We start from the raw sequence: 25,436 nt of genomic DNA, 5'->3' as shown, positions 1-25,436 counted from the left end.
TAGCGTCGTCTGAAAATGCGAAAAGGCCTGCAAATGCAGGCCTTTTTTTACTTTCCCGGTACGCGGTACGACGTGTGGCTCGTCGCGTCCTATCGCGTGGAAGCCCGATACTCGACGCCCGGCAGCACGCATAGCAACTCGAACGCCAGGTTCGCACCCAGCAGCGCGGTCGTGCCGAACGGATCGTACGGCGGCGCGACTTCCACCAGATCGCAGCCGACGATATTCAGCCCATGCGAGCCGCGAATGATCTCGAGCGCCTGCGGCACCGTCAGCCCGGCGATTTCCGGCGTGCCCGTACCCGGCGCGAAAGCCGGATCGATCCCGTCGATGTCGAACGTGAGGTACACCGGGCCGTCGCCCATACGTTCGCGCACGCGCGCCATCAGCGGCGCCAGCGACTGGTTCCAGCACGCCTCGGCCTGCACGACCTCGAAGCCCTGATCGCGGCACCAGTCGAAGTCTTCCGCCGCGTAACCCGTGCCGCGCAAACCGATCTGCACGACGCGCTCGCAATCCAGCAAGCCTTCTTCGACCGCGCGGCGGAACGGCGTGCCGTGCGCGATCTTCTCGCCCATCATCGTGTCGTTGACGTCGGCGTGCGCGTCGACGTGAATCAAGCCGACCTTGCCGTGCTTGCGATGAATCGCGCGCAGGATCGGCAGCGCGATGGTGTGGTCGCCGCCCAGCGTGATCGGCTTGCAATCGTGCTGGAGAATTTCGTCGTACGCGGCTTCGATGCGCGCGATCGAGTCGTGCAGGTTGTACGGGTTGATCGCGACGTCGCCCAGATCGGCCACCCGCAGCGAATCGAACGGCGCGGCGCGCGTCGCCATGTTGTACGGGCGCAGCAGCACCGATTCGCTGCGAATCTGGCGCGGCCCGAAACGCGCGCCGGTACGGTTCGAGGTGCCGAGATCGAACGGCACGCCGACGAAGCAGGCGTCGAACCCTTCGGCCGAGCCGACGTTCGGCAGGCGCATCATCGTCGCGATGCCGCCGCAGCGGGGCATGGCGTTACCGGAGAGCGGCTGCGGCCGTTCGCCGGCGTCGGGAGAAATGAAGGAAGAAGGTTTCATCGTGGCTCGGCAATGAAAAGGCGCTGCAAACGGACTGCAAGCGAAAAACGTGCGAACCGGCCGAGGAGAAAGCATAAGAAGCGCACCTTGCCGGGCGAATCTGGATTCTTAAGCAGTTTCCCTGAAGTTAAAATACGAACAGAATAAACTTCACATCGATTTTCAGCGATGTATCCTGACGCATGTTCTCTCAACTCACCGATCTCGACCTGCGGCTGATCCGCGTGTTCCTCGCCATCGTCGACGCGGGCGGCGTGTCGCCCGCCCAGGCGACCCTCAACGTCGGCCAGTCGACCATCAGCACACAGCTCGCCACGCTGGAAACGCGTCTGGGCTACCGGCTGTGCGAACGCGGCCGCGGCGGCTTCAGCCTGACCGCGCGCGGCGAGCAGTTCATCGACGCGGCGCGTGCGCTGTTATCCGCGGTCGATACCTTCGGCATGCAGGCGCGCAACGTCGGCCGCAAGCTGGTCGGCACGCTGGATATCGGCATGATCGGCCATACGCCGGTGTCGGCCAGCGCCCGTATCAGCGACGCGATCGGTCGCTTCCGGGCGCGCGATCAGTCGGTGCGGTTTTCGATTCTGGTGCGCTCGCCGGGCGAGCTGGAAGAGTTGCTGCTCAATGGGCGGATTCAGGTGGGCATCGGCTATTTCTGGCATCGCGTGCCGTCGCTCGAATACACCGAGGTGTTCGCCGAAGACCAGCTCGCGTATTGCGCGAAGGGGCATCCGCTGTTCACGCAGGCGGGCGCGGTGCCGCCCGCCGAAGCCGCACAGCATGAATGGGCGTGGCGGAGTTATCCGTTGCCCGAGGCCGAGAGTTCGACCACGCCGCAGAACGTGACCGCCGTTGCGGACAATATGGAAGCGGTCGCGATGCTGGTGCTGTCGGGGCATCACCTCGGCTATTTGCCGGGGCATTTCGCGGCGCCGTTCGTCAGGCAGGGGCTGCTCGCGGCGTTGAATCCGGAGTTGATGCGCTATCGCGTCGCGTTTCATATGGTGACGCGGGGGCGACAGCATCGCACGGATATCGTCGAGGCGTTTATCGACGATATGAAGGCTGCGCATCCGGCGCAGATTCTGGAGGTGGAGGCGTAGTCGAGCTGGTTGCGTCCGCCGGCCCCCACCCCGGGATAGTCAGGTAATAGCGGGTCGAGCGACCCGCACCGACCCTGCCCAGTATGCCCATGTCCTCGAGTTCGATGAGTTCGCGCGACGCCGTGGCCCGCGACGTGCCGCCGACGCTCTCGTATTTCCGCGTGTTCATGCCGCCGTCGAAACCATGGGGACCGGCATCGAGCAGCAGCTTGACGACTTTGCGCTGTCGAGTGGTCAGTACCTTGTCCTGATGGTTCATCCAGAAAAGGGCTGTGGCGAGCGCGGCGTCCATGACGCCGGACGCTTCTTCGCAGGACACCCGCACCTGCTCCACGAACCACAGAACCCATGCGGTCACGTCCAGATCGCCATGCTGGGCGCGTTCGAGCTGCTCGTAGTAGTCACGCCGCTTGTCGAGCAGGCGCTGCGAAGTCCGGATCAAGCGGCTGATCTCACCGTTTTCGCGCGCCAGCACGAGATCGATGAGGACTCGACCGACGCGGCCGTTCCCGTCCTCGAAAGGGTGAATCGTCTCGAACCACAGGTGAGCGAGTGCCGCTTTGACCAGACTGTCGTGCTCGGTCGTGGCGTTGAACCAGTCCAGGAATTGCTGCATTTCGGCCGGGACGTGGGCCGACGACGGCGCCTCGTAGTGCACCCTTTCGCGTCCGAAGCCTCCACTGACCACTTGCATCGGCTCGGCATGCTCGCGGTAGGCCCCGACGAGAATTTTCGTCATGCCCGAGTAGCCGGTCGGGAAAAGCGCCGCCTGCCAGGCGCACAGACGCTCATGCGAGAGTGGCGCCGCCCTTTGCAGCACCGCGTCGTCCATGATGTCGAGCAGGCCTTCCACGCTTCGAGGCGCGTTGGCGCCGTCCTGATTGCCGACGCCGAGCCGCCGCGCCACGGACGAACGCACCGCGGTAAGGTTGATGCGTTCACCTTCGATAGCGGCTGTCGCGACGGCGTCCTGACTCCAGGCTTCGGCGGCGAGTTCGAGGCGCTGTTCGAAGCCCAGACCCGCCAGCTTGCCCTCGACAACGCCTTGCGCCCGGTGCGCGCGAGCCAGTTCGGCGCCGACCTGAATGACGTCATAGTGCATGCCGGGCCACGTGGGGGCTTGCCAGATAAGGGACTGTGTCGGTGACATGGCGGAATGAGCCTTGAGGCGATTACGGGCTTTAATCGACTCATAACGTGAGTCGAATCTAAGTATAGTCGACCCTGAGGCGATTGAGCGTCTAATCGACTCAAATTGTAAGTCGATTAGACGCTCAACGGTGAATCGCTCCCGGGACCGGCAAGAGCCGACATAAAAAAGCCTCTGTAAGTCAAAGACTTACAGAGGCTTTTGGCAGAATCGAAACCCACTTTCAACCGGCGAAGCGAGAGGCCTGACGCCTCCCGCGAACGCTTACCCGTTGATCACATCCGCACCCTTCGGCACCGTGAACTTGAACGCATCCGCCGGCAGCGGCGGGTTCTTCTGAATGTTCGAGAAGGTCAGCAGGGTCACGTTGCCGAACACGTCGTGCAACTCCATTGCTTCGAGATTGCCGTCCTTGAAGCCGATGCCCACGCGTTGGAACTGCGTGTCTTTTGCTTTCGGCGTCAGTTCGAGCCAGTCGATGCCGGCCTTCACGCCCGCATCGCGCAGCGTGAAGTTCTTGTCCAGATCGTTGCTGCCGAACAGGATCGCCGCCGGACTCGCGCCCAACGCCCCGCCAAGACTGCGCACCGTCACCTGATTCAGATCCTTGTCGTACACGTAGAGCTTGTCGCCGTCCGCCTGCAGCAGTTGCGCATAGGGCTTCTCGTATTGCCAGATGAACTTGCCGGGACGCGCGAACGTGAACGTGCCGCTCGACGTTCCGGTCTTGCCGGCGCCGCTGGTGGACAACACGCCGCTCGCGCCCTGCGCCTTGCTCGGCGCGCGCACTTCCTGCTGCACGAAGGTGCCGCGCGCCGAATGCACTTGCGCGACGAACGCCTTCAGTTGCTCGGTGCCGCTCGCGAATGCCTGCGACGCCACCAGCATCGACGCGCCGATCGCCACGCTGCCGACGCCACGCACAAACGTGCGCGCGAGTTGGCCGAAGCGGCTGGATTGAGCACTCTGTCGAGCGTGCTGCTGCGCGAATAGCTGCATAGTTTTTTTCTCCCTTAATTGAATTCGTTGAGCGGTCGCGGCGGTGGGTCTGCACCTCGTGCGCCGCGCTGCCTTTCGTGGCCTGTAGCTCGTGGCTCCGAGGCTCGTGGCTCGCTCCTGGCTCAAACCCGAGCGGTTTGCCGTCAGCCTTATGCGACATAGCTTAGGCGGCGAGCCTTAAACGGGCCTTAGTGCGGCGTAAAGCGCGCGCCGCACCCCGCACCACAAGTGCGACCAACGCCGCGACGCTTATTCCGCTTCCCGCGCCGGCGCGAGAATCTCGCGATTGCCGTTCGACGACATGGACGACACCACGCCCGAGTTCTCCATCTGCTCGAGCAGGCGCGCCGCGCGGTTATAGCCGATGCGCAAATGCCGCTGCACCAGCGAGATCGACGCGCGGCGGTTCTTCAGCACGACGTCGACCGCCTGGTCGTACAACGGGTCCGACTCGCCGTCGCCCGAGCCGGTTCCGCCGGCACCTGCCGAGCCTTCGTCGCCCTCGCCCGTCACGCCGCCTTCGAGAATGCCCTCGATATAGTTCGGCTCGCCCTGCTCCTTGAGCTTGTCGACCACGCGGTGCACTTCCTCGTCCGAGACGAACGCGCCGTGCACCCGCACCGGCATACCGCTGCCCGGCGGCAGATACAGCATGTCGCCCATGCCGAGCAGCGATTCCGCGCCCTGCTGGTCGAGAATGGTGCGCGAGTCGATCTTCGACGACACCTGGAAGGCCATGCGCGTCGGCACGTTGGCCTTGATCAGGCCGGTGATCACGTCGACCGACGGCCGTTGCGTAGCGAGAATCAGATGGATGCCGGCCGCGCGCGCCTTCTGCGCGATCCGCGCGATCAGCTCTTCGACCTTCTTGCCGACCACCATCATCAGGTCAGCCAGTTCGTCGATCACGACCACGATATTCGGCAGGCGCGACAGCGGTTCCGGATCGTCCGGCGTGAGGCTGAACGGATTCGGCAGCTTCTCTTCGCGCTTGGCGGCTTCGTCGATCTTGTTGTTGTAGCCGGCGAGGTTACGCACACCGAGCTTGCTCATCAGCTTGTAGCGGCGCTCCATTTCGGCGACCGCCCAGTTGAGCGCATGACCCGCCTGACGCATGTCCGTGACCACCGGACACAGCAGATGCGGAATGCCTTCGTAGACGCTCATTTCGAGCATCTTCGGATCGATCAGGATCATGCGGACCTGGTCGGCGCTCGCCTTGTAGAGCAGCGACAGGATCATCGCGTTGATCCCCACCGACTTGCCCGAACCGGTCGTGCCGGCCACCAGCAGGTGCGGCATCTTCGCGAGGTCGGCACACACCGGCTTGCCGCCGATGTCCTTGCCGAGCCCCATGGTGAGCGGCGACGCGGCGTCCGCATAAACCGCCGAGCCGAGAATCTCGGACAGGCTCACGGTCTGACGGCGCAGGTTCGGCAACTCGAGCGCCATGAAATTCTTGCCCGGAATGGTCTCGACCACGCGGATCGACACCAGCGACAGCGAACGCGCCAGGTCTTTCGCGAGACCGACGATCTGGCTGCCCTTCACGCCCGTGGCCGGCTCGATTTCATAGCGCGTGACGACCGGCCCCGGATACGCGGCGACCACGCTCACTTCGACGCCGAAGTCCTTGAGCTTCTTCTCGATCAGACGCGAAGTGAATTCGAGCGTGTCGGCGGAAATCGTTTCCTGCGCGACCGGCGCGGCGTCGAGCAGCGAGATGGGCGGCAAGGTGGAGTCGCCCGGCAGATCGGTGAATAACGGCACTTGCCGTTCTTTCTCGACGCGCTCCGATTTGGCCGGCGTGACGACCGGCGGCACGATTACGACCGGCTCGTGTTCCTCGATCCGCACGCGGCCTTTTTCGACCTTGCCTTCGCGCTTCACCGCCGCCGCTTCACCCAGCTTGCGATCGCGGCCGGCCTCGCGGCGCAGCTTCGCGAACGTGACGGCGGAAATGATCGACTCGCCGACCTTTTCCGAAACCGACAGCCACGAGAAACGGAAATACAGCGACAAGCCGATCGCGAGCGCGATCAGCAAGGCCAGCGTGCCGCCGGTGAAACCAAGCGCATGCGAAACGCCGCGCGCCACCGCCTCGCCGATCACGCCGCCGGGCGCGCGCGGCAACTGCACTTTCAGCGACCACATGCGCAGCGCCTCGATACCGTCGCAGGCGAGCAGCACGAGCATGAATGCGAACGCATCCGCGAGCCAGCTGACGTCGCGCGGCTTGTCTTCCTGCACGTCTTCGTTGCGGGTAATGCGCTTGTAGTTGGCGGAGATATGGCGGCCGAGCAGCACGATCCACCAGTAGGCGGACAGGCCGAACAGCAACAGCAGGATGTCCGACGTCCAGGCGCCGACACGGCCGGCCCAGTTGCCGATATGGTCGACCTGAGCGGCGTGGGTCCAGCTCGGGTCGCGCCGGCTATAGCTGACGAGCGCCATGAGCAGGAACACGCCGAGCGCCACCTGCAGGATCCAGCGGATTTCGGTGAAAAGGCGCGACATGCGGTGCGGCAATGCCTGCGCGCTCGCGGAATAGGGAGCTTTTGCCATTGATCCTGTTGCGTGTGGAGCCACGTACGGCCGATTCCCGGCTGGCGCCTCGCCCAGCGCGGCTTCGGGCCCGCTCGCGGCGACCGGAAACTTCGATCCGGCCTATTGTAAACGCAGTGTCCCGCGCAAGGCTGTAAATGACGGTAACTTGGCCGATTGGCTACACCGACGCGCCGCGGCCCGTGCGGCGACCCTATCGGCGCGATCGGAAAGCTTCATGGAGCAGGCTCGCGCCCCGCCCTTTATAATGCCGCACTAACACCCCATCTGTAGTTTCAGCTCAAGTCGCGCGGCCTCGCATGGGCGAGCCGGGCGCCGTAAAAGGATTCGATCATGCCCGCTACTTCCACGAAACACGCCAAGGTTCTGATTCTCGGTTCCGGCCCTGCCGGCTACACGGCTGCGGTCTACGCGGCGCGCGCCAACCTGGCGCCGGTGCTGGTCACGGGTCTCGCCCAGGGCGGTCAGCTGATGACCACGACCGACGTCGAAAACTGGCCCGCGGATGCCCACGGCGTGCAAGGTCCGGAACTGATGACGCGCTTCCTGGAGCACGCGGAGCGCTTCAACACCGAGATCCTGTTCGACCACATTCACACGGCCAAGCTCGACGAAAAGCCGATCCGCCTGATCGGCGATTCGGGCGAATACACCTGCGACTCGCTGATCATCGCGACGGGCGCGTCGGCGCAGTACCTCGGCCTGGCGTCGGAAGAAGCGTTCATGGGCAAGGGCGTGTCGGCTTGCGCCACTTGCGACGGCTTTTTCTACAAGCAGCAGCACGTGGCCGTGATCGGCGGCGGCAATACCGCGGTCGAAGAAGCGCTCTACCTGTCCGGTATCGCGAAGAAGGTGACCGTGATCCATCGTCGCGACAAGTTCCGCGCCGAGCCGATCCTGATCGATCGTCTGCTGGCGAAAGAAAAGGAAGGCCTGGTCGAGATCAAGTGGAACCACACGCTCGACGAAGTGACCGGCGACCAGACCGGCGTCACCGGCCTGCGCATCAAGCACGCGCAAACCGGCGCAACGGAAGACATCGCGCTGCAAGGCCTGTTCGTCGCGATCGGCCACAAGCCGAACACGGACATTTTCGCCGGCCAGCTGGAAATGAAGAACGGCTACATCATCACCAAGGGCGGCCTGAACGGTTTCGCGACCGCCACCAGCGTGCCGGGCGTGTTCGCTGCCGGCGACGTGCAGGACCACGTCTATCGTCAGGCGATCACCAGCGCGGGCACCGGCTGTATGGCCGCGCTCGACGCGCAACGCTACCTGGAAACCATCGACGAGATGGCCGGCGAGCATGCCATGAGCCAGGAAGCCGGACGTTGATGCACCGCGCCGGGCGGCAACGCACGGCGCAACGGTAAAATGGCGGCTGGGCGTGGCCCGGCCGCCTGCCTGATAAAAGGCCGCGGCTGACAAGCCTGCGGCCTTTTTTGCGTCTGCGTCACGCGTCCTGTTTCATGCGCCCTGTTTCATGCGTCATGCCGCTCGCGATCAGCGTCGCGCGATCGATCTCCTTGTCTGCGTTGTCTTCCCGATATGCCGAAAAACCAGCCCCACCCCAACGAACCGAAGCGCGCCCGCACCGCCGCCAGGGCGGCACCGGAACCCGCCGTCCCCGTCGCCCAGGCGAAGCTCGAAGCGGCGGCCGGTCTTGCCGGCCTCGGCGCGCTGCGCGACGCGTTGAAGGGCGAAACGCAACGGCGCGACCGCGAGCGCGCCGTCGCCGCGGTGGCGCAGCGCGAAGCAACGGCGGACGCCGATCTGTTCCGCCGCGAGATCGGCGCAGTGGCGCCGTTAGCGGTGCCGCCGCGCGCCACGCTGCCGCGCAATCCCCCGCCGCCGCTGCCGGTGCAAACCAGGCTCGACGAAGAAGCCGTCCTGCACGAAGCGATTTCCGACGAGTTCGATCCCGAGGTACTGCTCGAAACCGACGAGACGCTCTCGTATTGCCGCCCCGGCGTCAGTCAGGAAGTCGTGCGCAAACTGCGGCGCGGCGACTGGATCGTGCAGGCGCAAATCGACCTGCACGGCATGCGGCGCGAAGAAGCGCGCGAGGCGCTGGCCGAGTTCATCCGCGAGTCGGTGAAGCGCGGTTTGCGCTGTTTGCGCGTGATTCACGGCAAGGGTTTGGGGTCGATCGGCAAGGAGCCGGTGCTGAAAGGCAAAGTGCGCGCCTGGCTCGTGCAGAAGTCCGAGGTCTACGCGTTCTGCCAGGCGCGTCCGCACGACGGCGGCGCCGGCGCGGTGGTGGTGCTGCTGCAGCCGGGCGCGTTGCCGGCGCACGCCAAATCCTGAGGCCGCCGCGGTGATCCATCCGAGGCTGACGCTGGCGCTGACCCTCATGGAAGCGCTGGCGATTTTCGCGTACGCGATTTCCGGCTTCATCGAAGCCCGCACGCGGCGGCTCGACCCCGTGGGCACCTTTCTCGTGGCGATCGCCACGGCTTTCGGCGGCGGCACGTTGCGCGATGTGTTGCTGGAGCGGCGGCCGTTCTACTGGGTCCAGCATCAGGGTTATCTGATCGCGATCTTCGCGATGTCGCTGTTCGCGCCCACGCTGTTGAAGATGACCTCGCGCCTGCTGTCCGAGCGCGTGCTGCTGGTCGCGGATGCCATCGGGCTGGGCCTGTTCAGTATCGCGGGCACGTCGATCGCGCATGACGCGCAGATGCCGTGGTTCACCGCGGTAATGATGGGTGTGCTGACGGGCGTGTTCGGCGGCGTGATCCGCGACGTGCTGTGCAACGAAGTGCCGCTGATCCTGCGTGACTCGCGGCCTTATGCGACCTGCGCATTCGTGGGCTGCTGGCTGTATGTGCTGCTGGACTATGCAAACGTGGATACCGTGTACAGCGTATTGATCGCGACGGTTTTTATTCTGCTCGCCCGGCTGCTGACGTTCAGGTTCAACGTGCGCTTGCCGCACTGACGGCGATGGCGTTAGTCGAGCGCATTCAGCGTATCGAACGCTGAATCGAGCGCCGCATCGCCCGCGAACGCGAACACGAACGATACAGCGCCCTTCACCCTTACTTATTGGTGGCCAGCGCGCCCGCGCTCTTCGAGCCGCCGAACAGCGCCGTCAGATAGGCGGAGTTGTTGTTCATCGTCGCCATTAGCGTGTTCAGCGCGGTGAACTGGCTCTGATACTGCTTGGTCAGTTGCGTCGCGTAGTCGGCGAGCTTGGACTGCTGCGCGGTGACGCTCTTCAGATCGGCGTTCAACGCGCTGTTGCGCGTGTCGATGATGCCGCCGGTCCGAGTGAACTCCGTGATGCTCCTGTTCAGCTTCGCGCCGAGCCCGTCGGTCGTGTTGAACAGTTGCGCCACGCGCGCCGGCGCGGTGCTGAGCGCCGAGCTCAGCTTCGCATTGTCGATCACCAGCGTGCCGTCCGCCGGATCGCCCTTCAGCGTGATGCCGATATGCGCGAGGCTCACCGTCGAAGTGCCCTTACCCACCCCGCCGCCGATAATCGACGCCAGCGAATTCTTGATGGTCTGCAGCGTGGAGTCGCCGAGCAGCGCGCCGCCGGTCTTCGACGTTTTGTCGTACGAGGACAGTTTGTTGACCGTCGTGACGACCGTGTTGTACAGGTTCGCGAAATTCGTGATCGCGGTGTTTTGCGCGGTGGTGTCCGGTGCGATGGTCAGCGTCTGCGTGGTGCCGATCGCGTCGCGCGACAGATTCAGCGATACGCCGGAGATCGCGTCGGTCACGGCGTTGGTCGCGCTGCGCGCGTCGATCCCGCCGATGGTGAGCAGCGCGTCCTGCGCGGCTTCGCTCTGACGCCAGGCTTTGGTGCTGTCCGACGAGACGAACGTGGACGCCGCGCCATCCGCGCCGGGCGTCGACTTGACGCCGAGGGCAGCGAGGCCCGCATCGTTCTGCACGTTGCTGGTGGTGACGTCGATCGTGTTGGCCGCGCCGGTGGTGGCCGCGCGCAGCACGAGGTGGGCGCCGCCCGTGCCGGTCACGATCGTGGCCGTGACGCCCGGGTTGTTGCTCGCCTTGTTGATCGCGTCGGCAATGCCGCCGAGCGTGTTGTTCTTGCTGTCGACCGCGATGTCCATCGACCTGCCGCCGACCGCGATGCTCAACGTGCCGGTGCCCAGTTGCGTGGTCGTGCCGAACGCGGCGGACGCCAGGCTCTGCGACGTGGCGATCTGTTTGACCTCGACGACGTAGCTGCCGGGTACGGCGCCGACGCCCGCTTTCGGGTCGAGTCCTTTACCGCTGGCTGTGGCCGCGAAGGTCGACAGCGTGGTGCCGTCCGACAGATTCTTGATCGCCGCCTGCAGCGCGCTCAGCGCCGACGTCAACGCGCCGTACGCGGACAACGTGGTGTTGTCGGTGGTTTGCCGGGCTTGCAATGCCGCGGACTGACCCGCCGTCTTCGCATTTACTAGCGCCGACACGAGGCTCGCGACGTCCATGGACGAATTGCCGGTCGAGCCGCTGATGATGGATTGCGCCGCCTGCTGCACCTGGTTGCGTGCGCTGGACGTCGCCTGATTGACGGACGTGTTGTTGATCGTAGACATGCCATGGCTCCGTGCGTCGAGTGGTTCGTGATCTCTGGTGTGACGCCCCGGGCCTGTTCAGTTGCGCCATCTATCCGGTCACATCGGCGTCGCTTACATTTTTTTCAAATGTTACACCATATTTCTTGAGCCGAATGTGACGATTTGTCGGAAATAGGCCGATGTTATTTGGTTTGAATTCGTCGAAAAGAGAGATTTGAGCGCTTTGCGCTCAAAAACAGACGTGGCGCGATGCAACACCACTTTTGGAGGGAACAACGACACCCGACGTCACGATGCGTCCGGGTGTTTGAAGCCGGCAGGGCGCTACTGCGTGATCGCAGCGCGCCCCGCCGTGACTACGTCAGCTCTTACTGGAGGAGCTTCAGAACTTGCTGCGGGTTCGAGTTAGCTTGCGCCAACACCGAGATACCCGCTTGTTGCAGCACTTGCGCCTTGCTCAGGTTCGCCGTTTCTTGCGCGAAGTTGGCGTCCGTGATTTGCGACTGTGCCGACGACAGATCGGTCGACTCAGCTTGCTGCGACGTGGCCCCTTTGACGATCAACACTTATCGCTTTGCGCGACTGTCGCGCAAAGTTTATCAATCCGCCATTTTCAACAACGTCGCGACGGCTTAAAGGTTCATTAATGTCTGATCGACGGTCTTTTGCGTCTTGATCGTCTGCGCGTTCGCCTGATAGTTGCGTTGCGCGGTAATCAGCTTGACCAGTTCGCTAGTCAGATCGACATTCGAGTTTTCCACCGCGCCGCCTTGCAGCACGCCGTGGTTCGTCGAACCCGGCGCCGAAATCTGCGCGACACCGGATTGCGAAGTCTGCTGAAACTCGTTGTTGCCGAGGTTCACCAGACCGTTCTGATTCGAGAAGTTCGCGAGCACGATCTGGCCGAGTGCGGCGGTTTGCTGGTTCGAGTAGTTGCCGGTCAGCGTGCCGTCGGCGCCGATCGTGAAGCTCGTCAGCGTGCCGGCCGCGTAGCCGTCGGGCTGCAGCGAGTTCACGCCGTCCTTGCCACCGTACTGCGTCGTGCCGCCGATGTTCAGCGTCAGATTCTGCGGCGTCGACGAACCGTCCGTGGTCGGCACGCCGAAGTTGAACACGAATGGCGTGGTGGTCGCGACGCCGCTCTTGTCCGTCGTGCCGAGCAGCGTGCCCGACGAGTTGAAATTCGCGTGGCCGATCAGTTGCGCCGCGCCGCTCGACGGACCCGCGTAGACATTCCACGCGCCGGCCGCCGTCTTGGCGAAGTACATGTTGACCGTCTGCGAGCCCCCGAGCGAGTCGTAGACCGTCGTGCTGGTCGAGTAGTTGTACGTCGTCGAGCTGTTCTGGTTGAACGCGATCGGCGTCGGCGAGATCGTGTAGCTGTCGTTCGTGGACGGCAGACCGTTGAACGTGATGGTTTGCCCGTTGCCGAGCGGGATCGCCGTGCCGGCCGTGTAGGCGCCGGTGGTCGAGGTGCCGAGCGTGTTGTCGGTCACCGTGTAGGCGGTCGGGCTCGTGAACTTGACGGTGTAGTTGTCGTTGTTCGTGCCGGACGCCGGATGCGTAATCGTCGCGCCAGGCGTGGTGAGCGTGCCGGCGTTCGCGCCGGGCGTGACGGTCGGCGTGCCGAGCATCAGCTTGTCCTGCGCGTTCAGGTTCAGACCGGCGACGATCTTCGTGGTGGCCTGCGGCGCGATGTTCGCGGTCGGCACGCTGAGCGGCACGGTTTGCGCAGTGTTGACCACCCCCGCGGCGTTCGCGCCGAAGCCCATCAGTTTCAGGCCTTGCGCGTTGGTGATGAAGCCGTTCTTGTCGAGCTGGAACACGCCGTTGCGCGAGTACACCGCCGTCCCGTTGTTCGACAGCTGGAAGAACCCGTTGCCGTTGATCGCGACGTTGAGTGCCTGGTTGGTGCTGTTGATCGTGCCTTGCGAGAACTGCTGCTGCACTTCGGCGAGGCGAGTGCCGATGCCAACCTGATTGCCCACCGCGGTCGCCACCGAATTGGCGTACATGTCGGCGAATTGCGCGGAACCGCTCTTGAAGCCGACCGTATGCGAGTTGGCGACGTTATTGCCGATCACGTCGAGATTCTGCGACGCAGCCGTCACCCCACTCAAACCTTGCTGGTATCCCATCGTGGTCTCCGTTCTGGAAAATCGTAACTTCGGTGGTGTTGTTCTGAAGATGAGGGGGCGCCATGATGTCGACGCCTGGCAATATCAGGCGCTCGTCGAGTCGCCGGATGCGCCATTGGGAAGAGGATTGACGGCCGGTTGCGATGCCGCGGCGTTCGCATTCGCCAGCGCCGACGCCGACACGAGGCTTGAAACGAGGCTCGACATGTTCATCGCCGCGTTGCCCGTCGAGCCGTTGATAGCGGATTGCGCCGCCGCCTGCATCTGGTTCTGCACACTGGCGGTCGCGGTGCTGACCGACGTGGTGGTGATCGATGACATGCAAAGGCTCCGTGCGCCGAGTGATTCGCTGTTTTTGGTGCGACGCCCCGAGCCCGTTGAACTGGGCCATTTATTCGCCACACCCGCATCCTTACAATTGTTTCAAATGTTACGCCATATTTCTCAAATACATTGTGAAGATTTGTCGTAGGAATGCGGCGGTGCAACCCTGTGCGCGGTTTTTACGCAGCGCTCGCGTGCCACGATGTCGACCTCGGCGCGCTATCCGCGCATGTCGATTTCCGCTGTTATTGTTCGTCGTCGGGTAAACGGCCCTGCGGCCGTCGTTGCGCCACAACAGCGCCCCCACAACCGCCCACGGTGAACACGATGACCCTGAAGCTTTATGCCCATCCTTTCTCCTCGTACTGCCAGAAGGTCCTGACCGCGCTCTACGAAAACGGCACGCCGTTCGAACTGCGCAAGCTGGCGCACGACGACCCGCAAGTCATGGCCGAATTCGCTGCGCTCTGGCCGATCAAGCGCTTTCCGCTGCTGGTCGACGGCAGCCGGACCGTGATGGAGGCGAGCGTGATCATCGAATACCTCGGACTGGTACATCCCGGGCCGGTGCGACTGCTGCCCGCCGATCCGCTCGCCGCGCTGGAGGTGCGCACTATGGATCGCTTCTTCGACAATTACATCTCCACGCCGCAACAACGGATCGTGTACGACAGCATGCGTCCGGATGCGGAGCGCGATCCGATCGGCGTCGCCGAAGCGCGCGCCGCGCTCGACACCGCGTACGGCTGGTTGAACGACGTGATGGCGGAGCGCGAATGGGCCGCCGGCGACCACTTCAGCCTCGCCGATTGCGGCGCCGCGCCGTTCCTGTTCTACGCGGACTGGACGCACCGCATCGGAGCGGCGTATCCGCATGTGCTGGCGTACCGCAAGCGCCTGCTGGCGCGCTCGTCGTTTGCGCGCGCGGTCGACGAAGCGCGGCCATACCGCTCGTACTTTCCGCTCGGCGCGCCCGACCGCGATTAGTCAGACACCCGCCGCCGAGCACACGCCGGCTGCCCCATACACGGGACCGCCGGACCGTCGCGCGGGCGCATCCCTCGTCGCCCGCAAAACCCCACTGCGACAACAGGTTTTCCACCCTATACACTTCACGTCGAAACCCAATTCCGCCCATCACTCATAAGGCAAAAAACATGGACCGTTTCGAAGCGATGGAGATATTTACGCGGGTGGTGGAAGCGAACAGCTTCACCAAAGTATCCGAATCGCTCGACCTGCCCCGCGCCAAAGTCAGCCGCACGATTCAGGCGCTGGAGGAACACGTCGGCGTGCGTCTCCTGAACCGTTCGACGCGCCAGGTCAGCGTCACCGAAGACGGCGCGGCCTTCTACGAACGCTGCGTGAGCATCCTCGCCGAAGTCGCCGAGGCCGAATCGTCGCTGTCGAACAAGCGCGAAAATCCGGCCGGCACGATCCGCGTGGATACGTCCGGCACGCTCGCGCGAGCGCTGCTGCTGCCCGCGCTCGACGATTTCTACCGCCAGTACCCCGAGATCGACGTGCGGCTCGGGCTCGCGGATCGCAATATCGATCTGATTCAGGACGGCGTGGATTGCGTGATCCGCATGGGCACGCCGGAGGAGTCGAGTCTGGTGGCGCGGCGCATCGGCCAGGCGCGCATTGTCACGTGCGCATCGCCGGCGTATCTGGAGCAGTACGGCACGCCGACCACGCTCGAAGAATTGAGCGAGCATCGTGCAGTCAATTACGTGTCGGCGCGCACCGGCCGAACCTTCCCGTTCGAATACGAAGTGGCCGGCGAAATCGCCAAGGTCACGCTGAAGAGCGTGCTCGCGGTGAACGACGGCTCGGTCTACATCGGCGCGGCCGCGCTCGGCCACGGCATCATTCAGCCGTCGCGCTTCATGGTGGCCGATCTGATCAAGGAAGGCGCGCTGAAGGAAATCCTGACCGACCACACGAGCCCGAGTACACCGCTGTCGATTCTGTACGCGCATCGCCGCAATCTGAGCTCGCGGCTGCGTGCGTTTATCGACTGGGTGAGCGAGTTGTCGCGCAACAATCCGGATCTGCGCATCCCGGACGCTTGAGCGGCAAGCGGCGATCAGCGGCAAGCACCACGCACCACGCGCTCCAAAAGCAAAAACCCCATGCGTGACAAAAAAATGCATGGGGTTTTTCTTTGCAGAACCCGACTTCGCTGCCGTCAGGCTCTCAACCTCGATCAGGCAATCCGCTCTTCATTCGACGGATCGAACAGCACCGCCTTCGACGTGTCGAACAACAGCGTGGTGTTCGTCAGCGGCTGCGGATTCGACGCCGGGTGAACACGGCTCACGATACGCTTGCCGTTCACCTGCGCGAACACCAGCGTATCCGGACCCGTCGGCTCGATCACGTCGACCTTCACTTCGATCGATTGCAGCTGCGCGTTGTCGCCATGCGCGCCGCGTGCGTCGGTGATGCGTTCCGGACGCAAGCCCAGAATCACCTCACGGCCCACATGCGACTTCACCTTGGCCGAATCGAACGGCAGGTTCAACGCCGTGCGCGTCACGCCCGTATCCAGTTCGAGCGCGACACCCGCGCCCTGCTCCACCAGCTTGCCCTGAATGAAGTTCATCGGCGGCGCGCCGATGAAACCGGCCACGAACAGATTCGACGGCGAGTCGTAGATTTCCTGCGGCGCGCCGAACTGCTGCACGATGCCGTCTTTCATCACCGCGATGCGGTCGCCGAGCGTCATCGCTTCGATCTGATCGTGCGTCACGTAGACGATCGTCGTGCCGAGGCGTTGATGCAGCAGCTTGATTTCCGAACGCATCTCGATCCGCAGCTTCGCGTCGAGGTTCGACAGCGGTTCGTCGAACAGGAACATCACCGGATCGCGCGCCAAGGCGCGGCCCATCGCCACACGCTGACGCTGGCCGCCGGACAGTTGCCCCGGCTTGCGGTCCAGCAGGTGCGTGATCTGCAGCGTGTTCGACACGCGGTCGACGATCTGCGCCTGCTCCTGCTTCGGCACCTTGCGGATGTTCAGGCCGAACGAGATGTTCTCGCGTACCGTCATGGACGGATACAGTGCGTACGACTGGAACACCATCGCGATATCGCGATCTTTCGGCGACAGGTTGTTCACCGTCTTGCCGTCGATCTGGATCTCGCCCTTGGTTACGGTTTCGAGGCCGGCGATCATATTGAGCAGCGTCGACTTACCGCAGCCCGAGCCGCCGACCAGAATCAGGAACTGGCCGTCTTCGATGTCGATGTTGACACCCTTCAGAACCGGCACCCCATTCGGGTAGGTCTTGTACACGTCACGGATGGAAAGGCTTGCCATGCTGTGAATCCTCTTTGTCTCTGGTACTGCTTGAAAACGTCTTGTGTGACGGCGGCGGATCACATCACGCACCGCCGTCCTCGGATAGGTTTAGCCCGGCTTCAGCCCTTCACCGCGCCCGCCGTCAGACCGCGCACGAAATAGCGTCCGGCGACGATGTAGACCAGCAAGGTGGGCAGCGCCGCGATGATCGCGCCGGCCATGTCCACGTTGTATTCCTTCACGCCGGTCGAGGTGTTCACGAGGTTGTTCAGCGCCACCGTGATCGGCATCGAATCGACGCCGGAGAACACGATCCCGAACAGGAAGTCATTCCAGATCTGCGTGAATTGCCAGATCAGGCAGACCATGAAAATGGGCAGCGACACCGGCATCAGAATCTTCGTGAAAATCGTGAAGAAACCCGCGCCGTCGATCCGCGCCGCTTTCACGAGTTCAGCCGGAATGCTGACGTAGAAGTTGCGGAAGAACATCGTCGTGAAGGCGATCCCGTAGATCACGTGCACCACCACCAGACCGGTCGTGGTGTTCGACAGACCCATCATGCCTTCGAAGCGCGCCATGGGCAGCAGGATCGCCTGGAACGGAATGAAACAGCCGACCAGAATCATCGTGAAGATCGGGTCCGCGCCACGGAAGCGCCAGTGCGTCAGCACATAACCGTTGAACGCGCCGATGATCGACGAGATCAGCACGGCGGGAATCACCATCCGCACCGAGTTCATGAAGAACGGCTGCATCCCGTCGCAACGCACCCCGGTACAGGCGCCGCTCCATGCCTTGATCCACGGATCGATAGTCCAGTGCGTGGGCGGCGTCAACAGATTGCCGGTGCGCAACTGATCGATGTCCTTGAACGACGTGGACAGCATCACGTACAGCGGGAACAGGAAGTACAGGGCGAACAGAATCAAGGCCGCATAAATGACGGCACGGCTGATCGTCATCTTAGGCTGCATTGCGGGTGCTCCTCGATTCCAGATACATCAGCGGCACGAGCACGGCGACGACGGTGGCGAGCATCATCATCGACGAAGCCGCGCCGACGCCCAGTTGCCCGCGATTGAACGAAAACGTGTACATGAAAATAGCCGGCAGCGACGAAGACGTGCCAGGACCACCCGCCGTCAACGCGACGACCAGGTCGAAGGTCTTGATCGTGATGTGGCAGAGAATCAGCAGCACGGAGAAAAACACCGGGCGCATGCTCGGAATCACGATCTTGCGGTAGATGGTGGGCAGCGCCGCGCCGTCCATCTGCGCGGCCTTGAAAATTTCAGCGTCGACCCCGCGCAAACCCGCGAGGAACAGCGCCATCACGAAGCCGGTGGATTGCCAGACGGCCGCGATCACGACGCAGAAGATCGCCTTGTCCGGGTCGCCCAGCCAGCTGAACGAGAAGCTCGTCCAGCCCCAGTCGTGGAACACCTTTTCGAGGCCGACGCTCGGCGTCATGATCCATTGCCACGCGGTACCCGTCACGATGAACGACAGTGCCATCGGGTACAGGAACACGGCGCGCAGCGCACCTTCGTTGCGGATCTGCTGATCGAGCAGGATCGCGAGGAACAGACCGAGACCGATACAGATACCGATGAACGGAATGCCGAACCAGCCGAGGTTGGCCGCCGACGTCCAGAACACGTCGTTATCGAACAGCTCGCGATAACGGTCGAGACCGACAAAATTATAACGAGGCATCAACCGCGAATCGGACAGCGAAAGAAAGCCGGTAATTGCGATGAAGCCATACACGAAGATCAGGCTGATCACGACGCTGGGTGCGAGCACCAGCTTCGGAATCCAGCGATCGGCAAGCGCCGCCATCGGCGACGTGCGGCGGGCGGCGGTGGCCGTTTTCCCGTTTCCGCTGATAGAAGCAGTCACTACTCGACTCCTGCTGAAACTGAACCGCCGCGATACTCGCGTCTGACAGACGCAAGGCTGCAACGGCCTAGGTGTGACTCGATGAATCCAGAGATGAAACCGCCTGCCGACGAACCAGTCAGCTCAAGCCGGCGGTCTGAAGAGCGCGCCCGATGTGCGTGGAGTCACACCGGGCGCGCCGCTTCGCTTACTTCACTTACTTGGTCTTCGCTGCCTTCGCGAGCGCTGCAACTGCGCTCTTCGAATCCTGCTGCGAGTTCATGAACTTCGTGACCACGTCCGAGATCGCGCCGGCTGCTGCATCCGGTTGCGCCATGCCGTGAGCCAGCGACGGCACATAGCCGCCCGACTTGATCGCCACCTGTTCATCCGCGTACGACTTCTTCGCGCAGTCGTCGAACTTGGCCATCGACACGCCCAGACGCACCGGGATCGAGCCCTTGTTCAGGCTGAACTGTTCCTGGAAGTCCGGCGACATGATCGTCTTGGCCAGTGCCAGTTGACCCGGCGTTGCGGTCTTTTGGCCCTTCTGCTGGAAGAACACGAACGAGTCGACGTTGAACGTGTAGGCCTTTTCCGTGCCCGGCACAGCAGCGCAGACGTAGTCCACACCCGACTTCTTGCCGGCGTTGGCGAATTCGCCCTTCGCCCAGTCGCCCATGAACTGCATACCGGCCTTGCCGTTGATGACCATGGCCGTGGCGAGGTTCCAGTCACGGCCCGTACGGCCCGCGTCGAAGTAACCCTGGATCTTGCGGACCGTGTCGAACACGCCGACCATCTGATCCGACGTCAGCGTCTTCTCGTCCAGATCCACCAGCGCCTTCTTGTAGAAGCCCGCGCCTTGCGACAGCACGACGTCTTCCCACAGCGTCAGGTCTTGCCACGGTTGACCGCCCATCGCGATCGGCTGGATGCCGTCGGCCTTCATCTTGTCGGCCAGCGCGAAGAACTCAGGCCATGTGGTCGGCACCTTGCCGCCTGCCTTGTCCAGCGCTGCCTTGTTGATGTACAGCCAGTTCACGCGGTGCACCGAGAACGGCGCGGCGACATAGTGACCGTCGGCGTGCATGATCTTGTCGATTTCCGGCGGCAGATTCTTCTTCCAGTCGCCGGCAGCTGCGTCGATCGGCACCAGCACGCCTTGCGACGCCCAGTCCTGAATCAGCGGACCCTTGATCTGCGCAGCGCTCGGTGCGTTACCCGAGATCACCTGCGTCTTCAGTGCCGTCATGGCAGCCGCGCCCGCGCCACCCGCAACCGCGAAGTCCTTCCACGTGTAACCCTGCTTCGTCATGTCGTCCTTGAGGACGCCGACGGCTTTCGATTCGCCGCCCGAAGTCCACCAGTGCAACACTTCGATCGACTCGGCAGCCTGCACGGCCGAGACGCCACACATCAGACCCGCAGCGCACAAAGCGCCCATGATCGCGCGAAATTTCATTGCTTATCTCCTCCAGACACCTGAACAAAAAACAAATGGCCCCTGATGTCGCCAGGGTGCTGTGGTTGGTTCAAACAGGCAAAACACTGGGCGATCGAGCACGGTCGGGCGCATGCGCGAGGCATGTGCCGGCGGACCGATGTCCGGCCGCTGGAAGCTCAACAGATGAGTGGTTCGGGATGCAACTGACTGTCTCCTCTTTTGATTTTTGCCTGCCCGCGTTGAGCGCGGCAGACTCGAGGTGCCTTGCACGTCAATTCGGGCAATCGCCTTTGCTGGCCGGTCGACTTCCCGGCTTTCCCTAAGGCTCGCCGGGCCGTGCTGACACGTGCCGAAAGGCAATGTCCGTTAACATGCAGGGAGCGCCTGCCGATTCGGGAAAACGCGCATCTTGCCTGCCAGCGCACGCTTTTTTCATCGAATTAGCGCTACCTCTTGATTTGGATTGTAGTTAAACTACAATTCAGTGTCAAAAAATATTTTATCGGACTACGGTCGCCCTTTCCGGTCATCCCGGCGGCCCCAGGACATCGACGGAGACTCATGCAAACCGACTCAAGCTTCACCTTCGTTCTCTTCGGCGGAACCGGCGATCTGTCGATGCGCAAGATCCTGCCGGCACTGTTTGAAGCACACCGTGCAGGCGGCATGCTTGCGGATAGCGGCAAGATCGTCGCGGTGGCGCGGCATGCTTCGGATCGCGCGGAGTACATCCAGTGGGTGAACGAGCACGTCAAATCGCATGTGTCGAAGAACGGGGTGGACGAAACGGCGTGGGCGAGCTTTCTCGCGCGCATCGAGTTCATCAATATCGACCTGAGCCAAGCGGAAGACTTCGTGCAGTTGCGCGAGGTGATCGAGGGTTTGCCCGGTATCCGCGTGTTCTATCTGGCCACGGGCCCGTCGCTGTTCGTGCCGATCTGCCGCGCGCTCGCGTCGGTGGGGCTGAATGAAAATGCGCGCATCGTGCTGGAAAAGCCGCTCGGCTACGACCTGAAGTCGTCGAATGCCATTAACGATGCGGTCGGCGAAATCTTCACCGAAGAACAGATCTACCGGATCGACCACTACCTCGGCAAGGAACCGGTGCAGAACCTGCTGGCGCTGCGCTTCGGCAATGCGTTGTTCGAGCCGCTGTGGCGCCGCGAGTGGGTCGAGAGCATCCAGATCACGATTGCCGAAGAACTCGGCGTGGAAGCGCGCGGCGACTTCTACGACAACACCGGCGCGTTGCGCGACATGGTGCAGAACCATTTGCTGCAACTGCTTTCCATCGTCGCGATGGAACCGCCGCATTCCATGGATTCGGACTCAGTGCGCGATGAAAAGCTGCGCGTGCTGCGGGCGTTGAAACCGATCGATCCGCGCGATATCGGCAAGGTTGCCGTGCGCGGCCAGTATCATTCGGGCGTGATCCGCGGCAATGCGGTGCCGGCCTACGCCACCGAACCCGGCGTGAAGCCGGACAGCAGCACCGAAACCTTCGTCGCGCTGAAGGTCGAGATCGAGAACTGGCGTTGGGCCGGCGTGCCGTTTTTCCTGCGCACCGGCAAACGGCTGGCCGATCGCGTCGCCGAGATCGTGGTGAATTTTCGTGCGGTGCCGCATTCGGCGCTCGGCGCCTCGGCGTTGCGTGCCGGCGCGAACCGTCTGGTGATCCGTCTGCAGCCGAACGAAACCATTCGCCTCTACTGTCTCGCGAAGCAGCCGGGCGAAGGCATGAACCTCGCCAGCGTGCACCTCGACCTCGCATTCGACCAGTTCTTCCGCGAAGGGCAAATGGAAGCGTATCAACGCCTGTTGCTCGACGTGATCAACGGCCGCCTCGCGCTGTTTGTGCGGCGCGACGAGCAGGAAGCCGCATGGCGTTGGGTCGAACCGATCCTGAACGAATGGAAGGCGTCGATCAAGCCGCCGAAACCGTATGCATCGGGTACGTGGGGACCGGCCGCCTCGAGCGCGATGCTTGCGCAGCACGGCACCTGCTGGCTCGAAGAAGAGAATTGAACTGACACGCGGGACCTTCCCGCAGATCCAACAAAAAAGCAGCACGGAGGAGAAGTGATCCAGCTTCACGCTTTCGACGATCAACGCGCCCAATCCGACGCGTTGGCGAAAGCGGTCGGCGACGCATTACAAGCGTCGCTCGCCGCTCAGGCGGCCACATCCCAAAGCGGTGTGCGCCCGGCCATGCTTGCAGTGTCCGGCGGCAGCAGTCCGCGTCCGTTCCTGCAAACTTTGTCCACGCAATCTTTCGACTGGGCGCGCATTGCCGTGACGCTGGTCGACGACCGCTGGGTGCCGGAAACGGACAGCGCGAGCAACTCGCAACTGGCGCACGACACGCTATTGCAGAACGCCGCGAAAAACGCCGCGTTCTGGCCGCTGGTCGACAGCACGCAAGAGCTGAACGCGCACGTTGCCGCGCTGAATGCCGACCCGCGCTTTAGCGTGGTGCCGGACGTCGCGATTCTCGGCATGGGTGAAGACGGCCATACGGCGTCGATCTTCGCCGACTCGCCCGAATGGGATCACGCGATCACCACGACCGAGCGCTTCGTCGCCGTGCATCCCGGCAGCGCGCCGCATGCGCGCGTGAGCTGGTCGCTGTCCGCGTTGAAAGAAGTGAAGCATCTGTTTTTGCTGATCGCAGGACCGCGCAAGATGGACGTGCTGAACGCCGCGTCCGCTTCGCTACAAAAAAATGCCATCTCGCAGTTGGCAAACGACAAGGGAGTGAGACTCGATGTCTACTGGTGTGCAAACTAAGGCTGTTCCGGGCGCGGGCCAGCACGCCGATGGACCGAGGCTGCTGGCCGACATCGGCGGCACCAATGCGCGCTTCGCGCTGGAAAACTCACCGGGCGAAATCGGCTCGGTGCACGTGTATCCGTGTGCGGACTATCCGGGCGTTGCCGAAGTTATCAAGAAGTATCTGAAGGACGTCAAGATCGGCCGCGTGAATCACGCGGCGATCGCGATTGCGAACCCGGTCGACGGCGATCAGGTGAGCATGACCAATCACGACTGGAGCTTTTCGATCGAAGCCACGCGCCGCGCGCTCGGCTTCGACACGCTGCTCGTGGTGAACGATTTCACGGCGCTGGCGATGGCGCTGCCGGGCCTCACCGACCAGCAACGCGTGCAGGTTGGCGGCGGCTCGCGCCGGCCGAATAGCGTGATCGGTTTGTTGGGCCCGGGCACCGGCATGGGCGTGTCCGGCCTGATTCCCGCCGACGACCGCTGGATCGCGCTAGGCAGCGAAGGCGGTCACGCCACCTTCGCGCCGGCCGACGAAACTGAAGACATCGTGCTGCAGTACGCGCGCAAAAAGTGGCCACACGTGTCGTTCGAACGGGTGGCTGCGGGTCCCGGCATCGAAGTGATTTATCGCGCGCTCGCGGGCCGCGACAAGAAGCGTGTGGCGGCGAATGTCGACACGGTCGAAATCGTCAAGCGCGCGCTGGAAGGCGAGCCGCTCGCGGCGGAATCCGTCGATGTGTTCTGCGGCATTCTCGGCACGTTTGCCGGCAATATCGCGGTGACGCTCGGTGCGTTGGGCGGCATTTATATTGGCGGTGGCGTCGTGCCGCGGCTGGGCGAATTTTTCGCGAAGTCGTCGTTTCGCAAGCGGTTCGAGGCGAAGGGTCGCTTCGAGGCGTATTTGCAGAACGTGCCGACGTATGTGATTACCGCTGAGTATCCGGCGTTTCTCGGCGTGTCGGCGATTCTGGCCGAGCAGTTGTCGAATCGCGCGGGCGGGAGTTCATCGGCGGTGTTCGAGCGGATCCGGCAGATGCGCGATGCGTTGACGCCCGCTGAGCGGCGCGTGGCGGATCTGGCGTTGAATCATCCGCGTTCGATCATCAACGATCCGATTGTGGATATCGCGCGTAAGGCGGACGTGAGTCAGCCGACGGTGATTCGCTTTTGCCGGTCGCTTGGGTGCCAGGGGTTGTCGGATTTCAAGCTGAAACTGGCGACGGGGTTGACCGGGACGATTCCGGTGAGTCATAGCCAGGTGCATCTCGGCGATACGGCGACGGACTTCGGTGCGAAAGTGCTGGATAACACCGTGTCGGCGATTTTGCAGTTGCGCGAGCATCTGAATTTCGAGCATGTCGAGCGGGCTATCGATCTGTTGAACGGGGCTCGAAGGATTGAGTTTTATGGGCTCGGGAATTCGAATATCGTCGCGCAGGATGCCCATTACAAGTTTTTCCGGTTTGGGATTCCCACCATTGCCTATGGGGATCTTTATATGCAGGCGGCTTCCGCTGCTCTGCTTGGGAAGGGGGATGTGATTGTTGCTGTGTCCAAGTCTGGACGGGCGCCTGAGTTGCTGCGTGTGCTGGATGTTGCGATGCAGGCTGGGGCTAAGGTGATTGCTATTACCTCGAGTAATACGCCTTTGGCTAAGCGGGCTACTGTTGCTTTGGAGACCGATCATATTGAAATTCGTGAGTCGCAGTTGTCGATGATTTCGCGGATTTTGCATCTGGTCATGATTGATATTTTGGCTGTTGGGGTGGCTATTCGGCGGGCTGTGCCTTCGGCTGATGTGGCTGAGACTGTGGCTAAGGCCCGGCAAGGGGCTGATGATGATGCTTCCGCTGTGCTCGATTGGTTGAGTCATGGGGCGGCTTCTTCGGCTCGGGATTGAGGTTGGGGGTTGGGCCTTTGGCGGAGGCAGAGTGGGTTGCTTTCGGTGTTGGCCTTTCCTTGATTTGGTAGTGGTCTATTTGCGTTGCCCCTGTGCGGGGCAATGCTCTCAACTTAAGCCCCACTGCATCAAGCGAGTTTGTACGCGAGATGGAAGTGGGGCTTGGCTTTTCTGGGTGGTCTTGGATAAGAGCGTGACGGCTGTACCCGGCATCGGGTCAGGCG

Annotated in this window: 20 protein-coding genes and 1 pseudogene; 10 read left to right on the top strand and 11 right to left on the bottom strand. The window is 62.8% G+C overall.

Features of this window, described 5'->3' with window-relative positions; all coding sequences use genetic code 11:
- Nucleotides 1-89 precede the first annotated feature (89 nt).
- Nucleotides 90-1,079, bottom strand: coding sequence for an agmatinase (gene speB / locus HWY05_RS27680; protein ID WP_176060369.1), 990 nt, complete (start codon nucleotides 1,077-1,079; stop codon nucleotides 90-92).
- A 182-nt stretch (nucleotides 1,080-1,261) separates the two neighbouring features.
- Between speB and HWY05_RS27675 the strand changes: the two genes are divergently transcribed.
- Nucleotides 1,262-2,182, top strand: coding sequence for a LysR family transcriptional regulator (locus HWY05_RS27675; RefSeq protein ID WP_035552398.1), 921 nt, complete (start codon nucleotides 1,262-1,264; stop codon nucleotides 2,180-2,182).
- Here HWY05_RS27675 and HWY05_RS27670 read toward each other — a convergent pair.
- The 3 genes from HWY05_RS27670 to HWY05_RS27660 form a co-directional block, all read right to left on the bottom strand.
- On the bottom strand, nucleotides 2,127-3,332 hold the full coding sequence (locus HWY05_RS27670) for a Fic family protein (protein ID WP_279614185.1): 1,206 nt from the start codon (nucleotides 3,330-3,332) through the stop codon (nucleotides 2,127-2,129). The genes HWY05_RS27675 and HWY05_RS27670 overlap by 56 nt on opposite strands.
- Nucleotides 3,333-3,596: 264 nt before the next feature.
- Nucleotides 3,597-4,331, bottom strand: coding sequence for an outer membrane lipoprotein chaperone LolA (gene lolA, locus HWY05_RS27665; protein WP_176060367.1), 735 nt, complete (start codon nucleotides 4,329-4,331; stop codon nucleotides 3,597-3,599).
- Nucleotides 4,332-4,580: 249 nt separating this feature from the next.
- A complete protein-coding gene (locus HWY05_RS27660) occupies nucleotides 4,581-6,896 on the bottom strand; it encodes a DNA translocase FtsK (protein WP_035552403.1) in 2,316 nt (771 codons plus the stop codon).
- A gap of 333 nt (nucleotides 6,897-7,229) precedes the next feature.
- On the opposite strand from HWY05_RS27660, the gene trxB reads away from it, so the two are divergent.
- From trxB to HWY05_RS27645, 3 genes are all read left to right on the top strand, one after another.
- On the top strand, nucleotides 7,230-8,231 hold the full coding sequence (gene trxB / locus HWY05_RS27655) for a thioredoxin-disulfide reductase (RefSeq protein WP_035552405.1): 1,002 nt from the start codon (nucleotides 7,230-7,232) through the stop codon (nucleotides 8,229-8,231).
- 213 nt (nucleotides 8,232-8,444) lie between these two features.
- Entirely contained in the window at nucleotides 8,445-9,203 is a 759-nt protein-coding gene (locus HWY05_RS27650) for a Smr/MutS family protein (protein ID WP_035552408.1), read from the top strand.
- Nucleotides 9,204-9,216: 13 nt separating this feature from the next.
- Nucleotides 9,217-9,837: a trimeric intracellular cation channel family protein gene (locus HWY05_RS27645; protein WP_035562172.1), complete on the top strand. Its 621-nt coding sequence runs from the start codon at nucleotides 9,217-9,219 to the stop codon at nucleotides 9,835-9,837.
- Between the two features lie 100 nt (nucleotides 9,838-9,937).
- On the opposite strand, the gene fliD is transcribed toward HWY05_RS27645, so the two are convergent.
- The 3 genes and pseudogenes from fliD to HWY05_RS27630 all read right to left on the bottom strand — a co-directional run bounded on the left by fliD (nucleotide 9,938) and on the right by HWY05_RS27630 (nucleotide 13,569).
- Entirely contained in the window at nucleotides 9,938-11,449 is a 1,512-nt protein-coding gene (gene fliD / locus HWY05_RS27640; RefSeq protein WP_176060366.1) for a flagellar filament capping protein FliD, read from the bottom strand.
- 350 nt (nucleotides 11,450-11,799) lie between these two features.
- Nucleotides 11,800-11,979, bottom strand: a pseudogene (locus tag HWY05_RS27635) (flagellin); the annotation flags it as partial.
- An 84-nt stretch (nucleotides 11,980-12,063) separates the two neighbouring features.
- A complete protein-coding gene (locus HWY05_RS27630; protein WP_176060365.1) occupies nucleotides 12,064-13,569 on the bottom strand; it encodes a flagellar hook protein FlgE in 1,506 nt (501 codons plus the stop codon).
- A 1-nt stretch (nucleotide 13,570) separates the two neighbouring features.
- Here HWY05_RS27630 and HWY05_RS27625 point away from each other — a divergent pair, with 1 nt between their 5' ends.
- The 3 genes from HWY05_RS27625 to HWY05_RS27615 all read left to right on the top strand — a co-directional run bounded on the left by HWY05_RS27625 (nucleotide 13,571) and on the right by HWY05_RS27615 (nucleotide 15,968).
- Complete coding sequence (locus tag HWY05_RS27625; RefSeq protein ID WP_176060364.1) at nucleotides 13,571-14,041, top strand: hypothetical protein; 471 nt, start codon at nucleotides 13,571-13,573, stop codon at nucleotides 14,039-14,041.
- Between the two features lie 179 nt (nucleotides 14,042-14,220).
- Nucleotides 14,221-14,880 (top strand): glutathione S-transferase family protein, encoded by a 660-nt coding sequence (locus HWY05_RS27620; protein WP_176060363.1) that lies wholly within the window; start codon nucleotides 14,221-14,223, stop codon nucleotides 14,878-14,880.
- A gap of 170 nt (nucleotides 14,881-15,050) precedes the next feature.
- Nucleotides 15,051-15,968: a LysR family transcriptional regulator gene (locus HWY05_RS27615; protein WP_035552427.1), complete on the top strand. Its 918-nt coding sequence runs from the start codon at nucleotides 15,051-15,053 to the stop codon at nucleotides 15,966-15,968.
- Between the two features lie 134 nt (nucleotides 15,969-16,102).
- Here the strand turns inward: HWY05_RS27615 and ugpC are convergent, their stop codons facing one another.
- The 4 genes from ugpC to HWY05_RS27595 form a co-directional block, all read right to left on the bottom strand.
- Nucleotides 16,103-17,218, bottom strand: a complete 1,116-nt coding sequence (ugpC, locus tag HWY05_RS27610) for a sn-glycerol-3-phosphate ABC transporter ATP-binding protein UgpC (protein ID WP_176060362.1) — start codon at nucleotides 17,216-17,218, stop codon at nucleotides 16,103-16,105.
- Nucleotides 17,219-17,319: 101 nt separating this feature from the next.
- Nucleotides 17,320-18,177, bottom strand: coding sequence for a carbohydrate ABC transporter permease (locus tag HWY05_RS27605; protein WP_105507541.1), 858 nt, complete (start codon nucleotides 18,175-18,177; stop codon nucleotides 17,320-17,322).
- Nucleotides 18,167-19,105 (bottom strand): sugar ABC transporter permease, encoded by a 939-nt coding sequence (locus HWY05_RS27600; protein ID WP_035552437.1) that lies wholly within the window; start codon nucleotides 19,103-19,105, stop codon nucleotides 18,167-18,169. Before HWY05_RS27600 ends, HWY05_RS27605 begins: the two co-directional genes overlap by 11 nt.
- 196 nt (nucleotides 19,106-19,301) lie before the next feature.
- Nucleotides 19,302-20,549, bottom strand: a complete 1,248-nt coding sequence (locus tag HWY05_RS27595; RefSeq protein ID WP_035552441.1) for an ABC transporter substrate-binding protein — start codon at nucleotides 20,547-20,549, stop codon at nucleotides 19,302-19,304.
- Nucleotides 20,550-21,092: 543 nt separating this feature from the next.
- Here HWY05_RS27595 and zwf point away from each other — a divergent pair.
- Genes zwf through HWY05_RS27580 form a run of 3 tightly spaced genes read left to right on the top strand, consistent with a single transcriptional unit; the run spans nucleotide 21,093 to nucleotide 25,212 of the window.
- Nucleotides 21,093-22,556, top strand: a complete 1,464-nt coding sequence (zwf, locus tag HWY05_RS27590) for a glucose-6-phosphate dehydrogenase (RefSeq protein ID WP_035552445.1) — start codon at nucleotides 21,093-21,095, stop codon at nucleotides 22,554-22,556.
- Between the two features lie 54 nt (nucleotides 22,557-22,610).
- Nucleotides 22,611-23,318 carry a 6-phosphogluconolactonase gene (gene pgl / locus HWY05_RS27585; protein ID WP_035552446.1) on the top strand — a complete coding sequence of 236 codons (708 nt, stop codon included), beginning with the start codon at nucleotides 22,611-22,613 and terminating at the stop codon, nucleotides 23,316-23,318.
- Nucleotides 23,296-25,212: a bifunctional transcriptional regulator/glucokinase gene (locus HWY05_RS27580; RefSeq protein WP_176060361.1), complete on the top strand. Its 1,917-nt coding sequence runs from the start codon at nucleotides 23,296-23,298 to the stop codon at nucleotides 25,210-25,212. Before pgl ends, HWY05_RS27580 begins: the two co-directional genes overlap by 23 nt.
- The last annotated feature ends 224 nt before the right edge of the window (nucleotides 25,213-25,436 follow it).

The sequence above is a fragment of the Paraburkholderia sp. BCC1876 genome (assembly GCF_902833695.1).
GTDB lineage: Bacteria > Pseudomonadota > Gammaproteobacteria > Burkholderiales > Burkholderiaceae > Paraburkholderia.
Note: the sequence above shows the minus strand (reverse complement) of the source record. Positions and strands in the feature narration are given on the sequence as shown.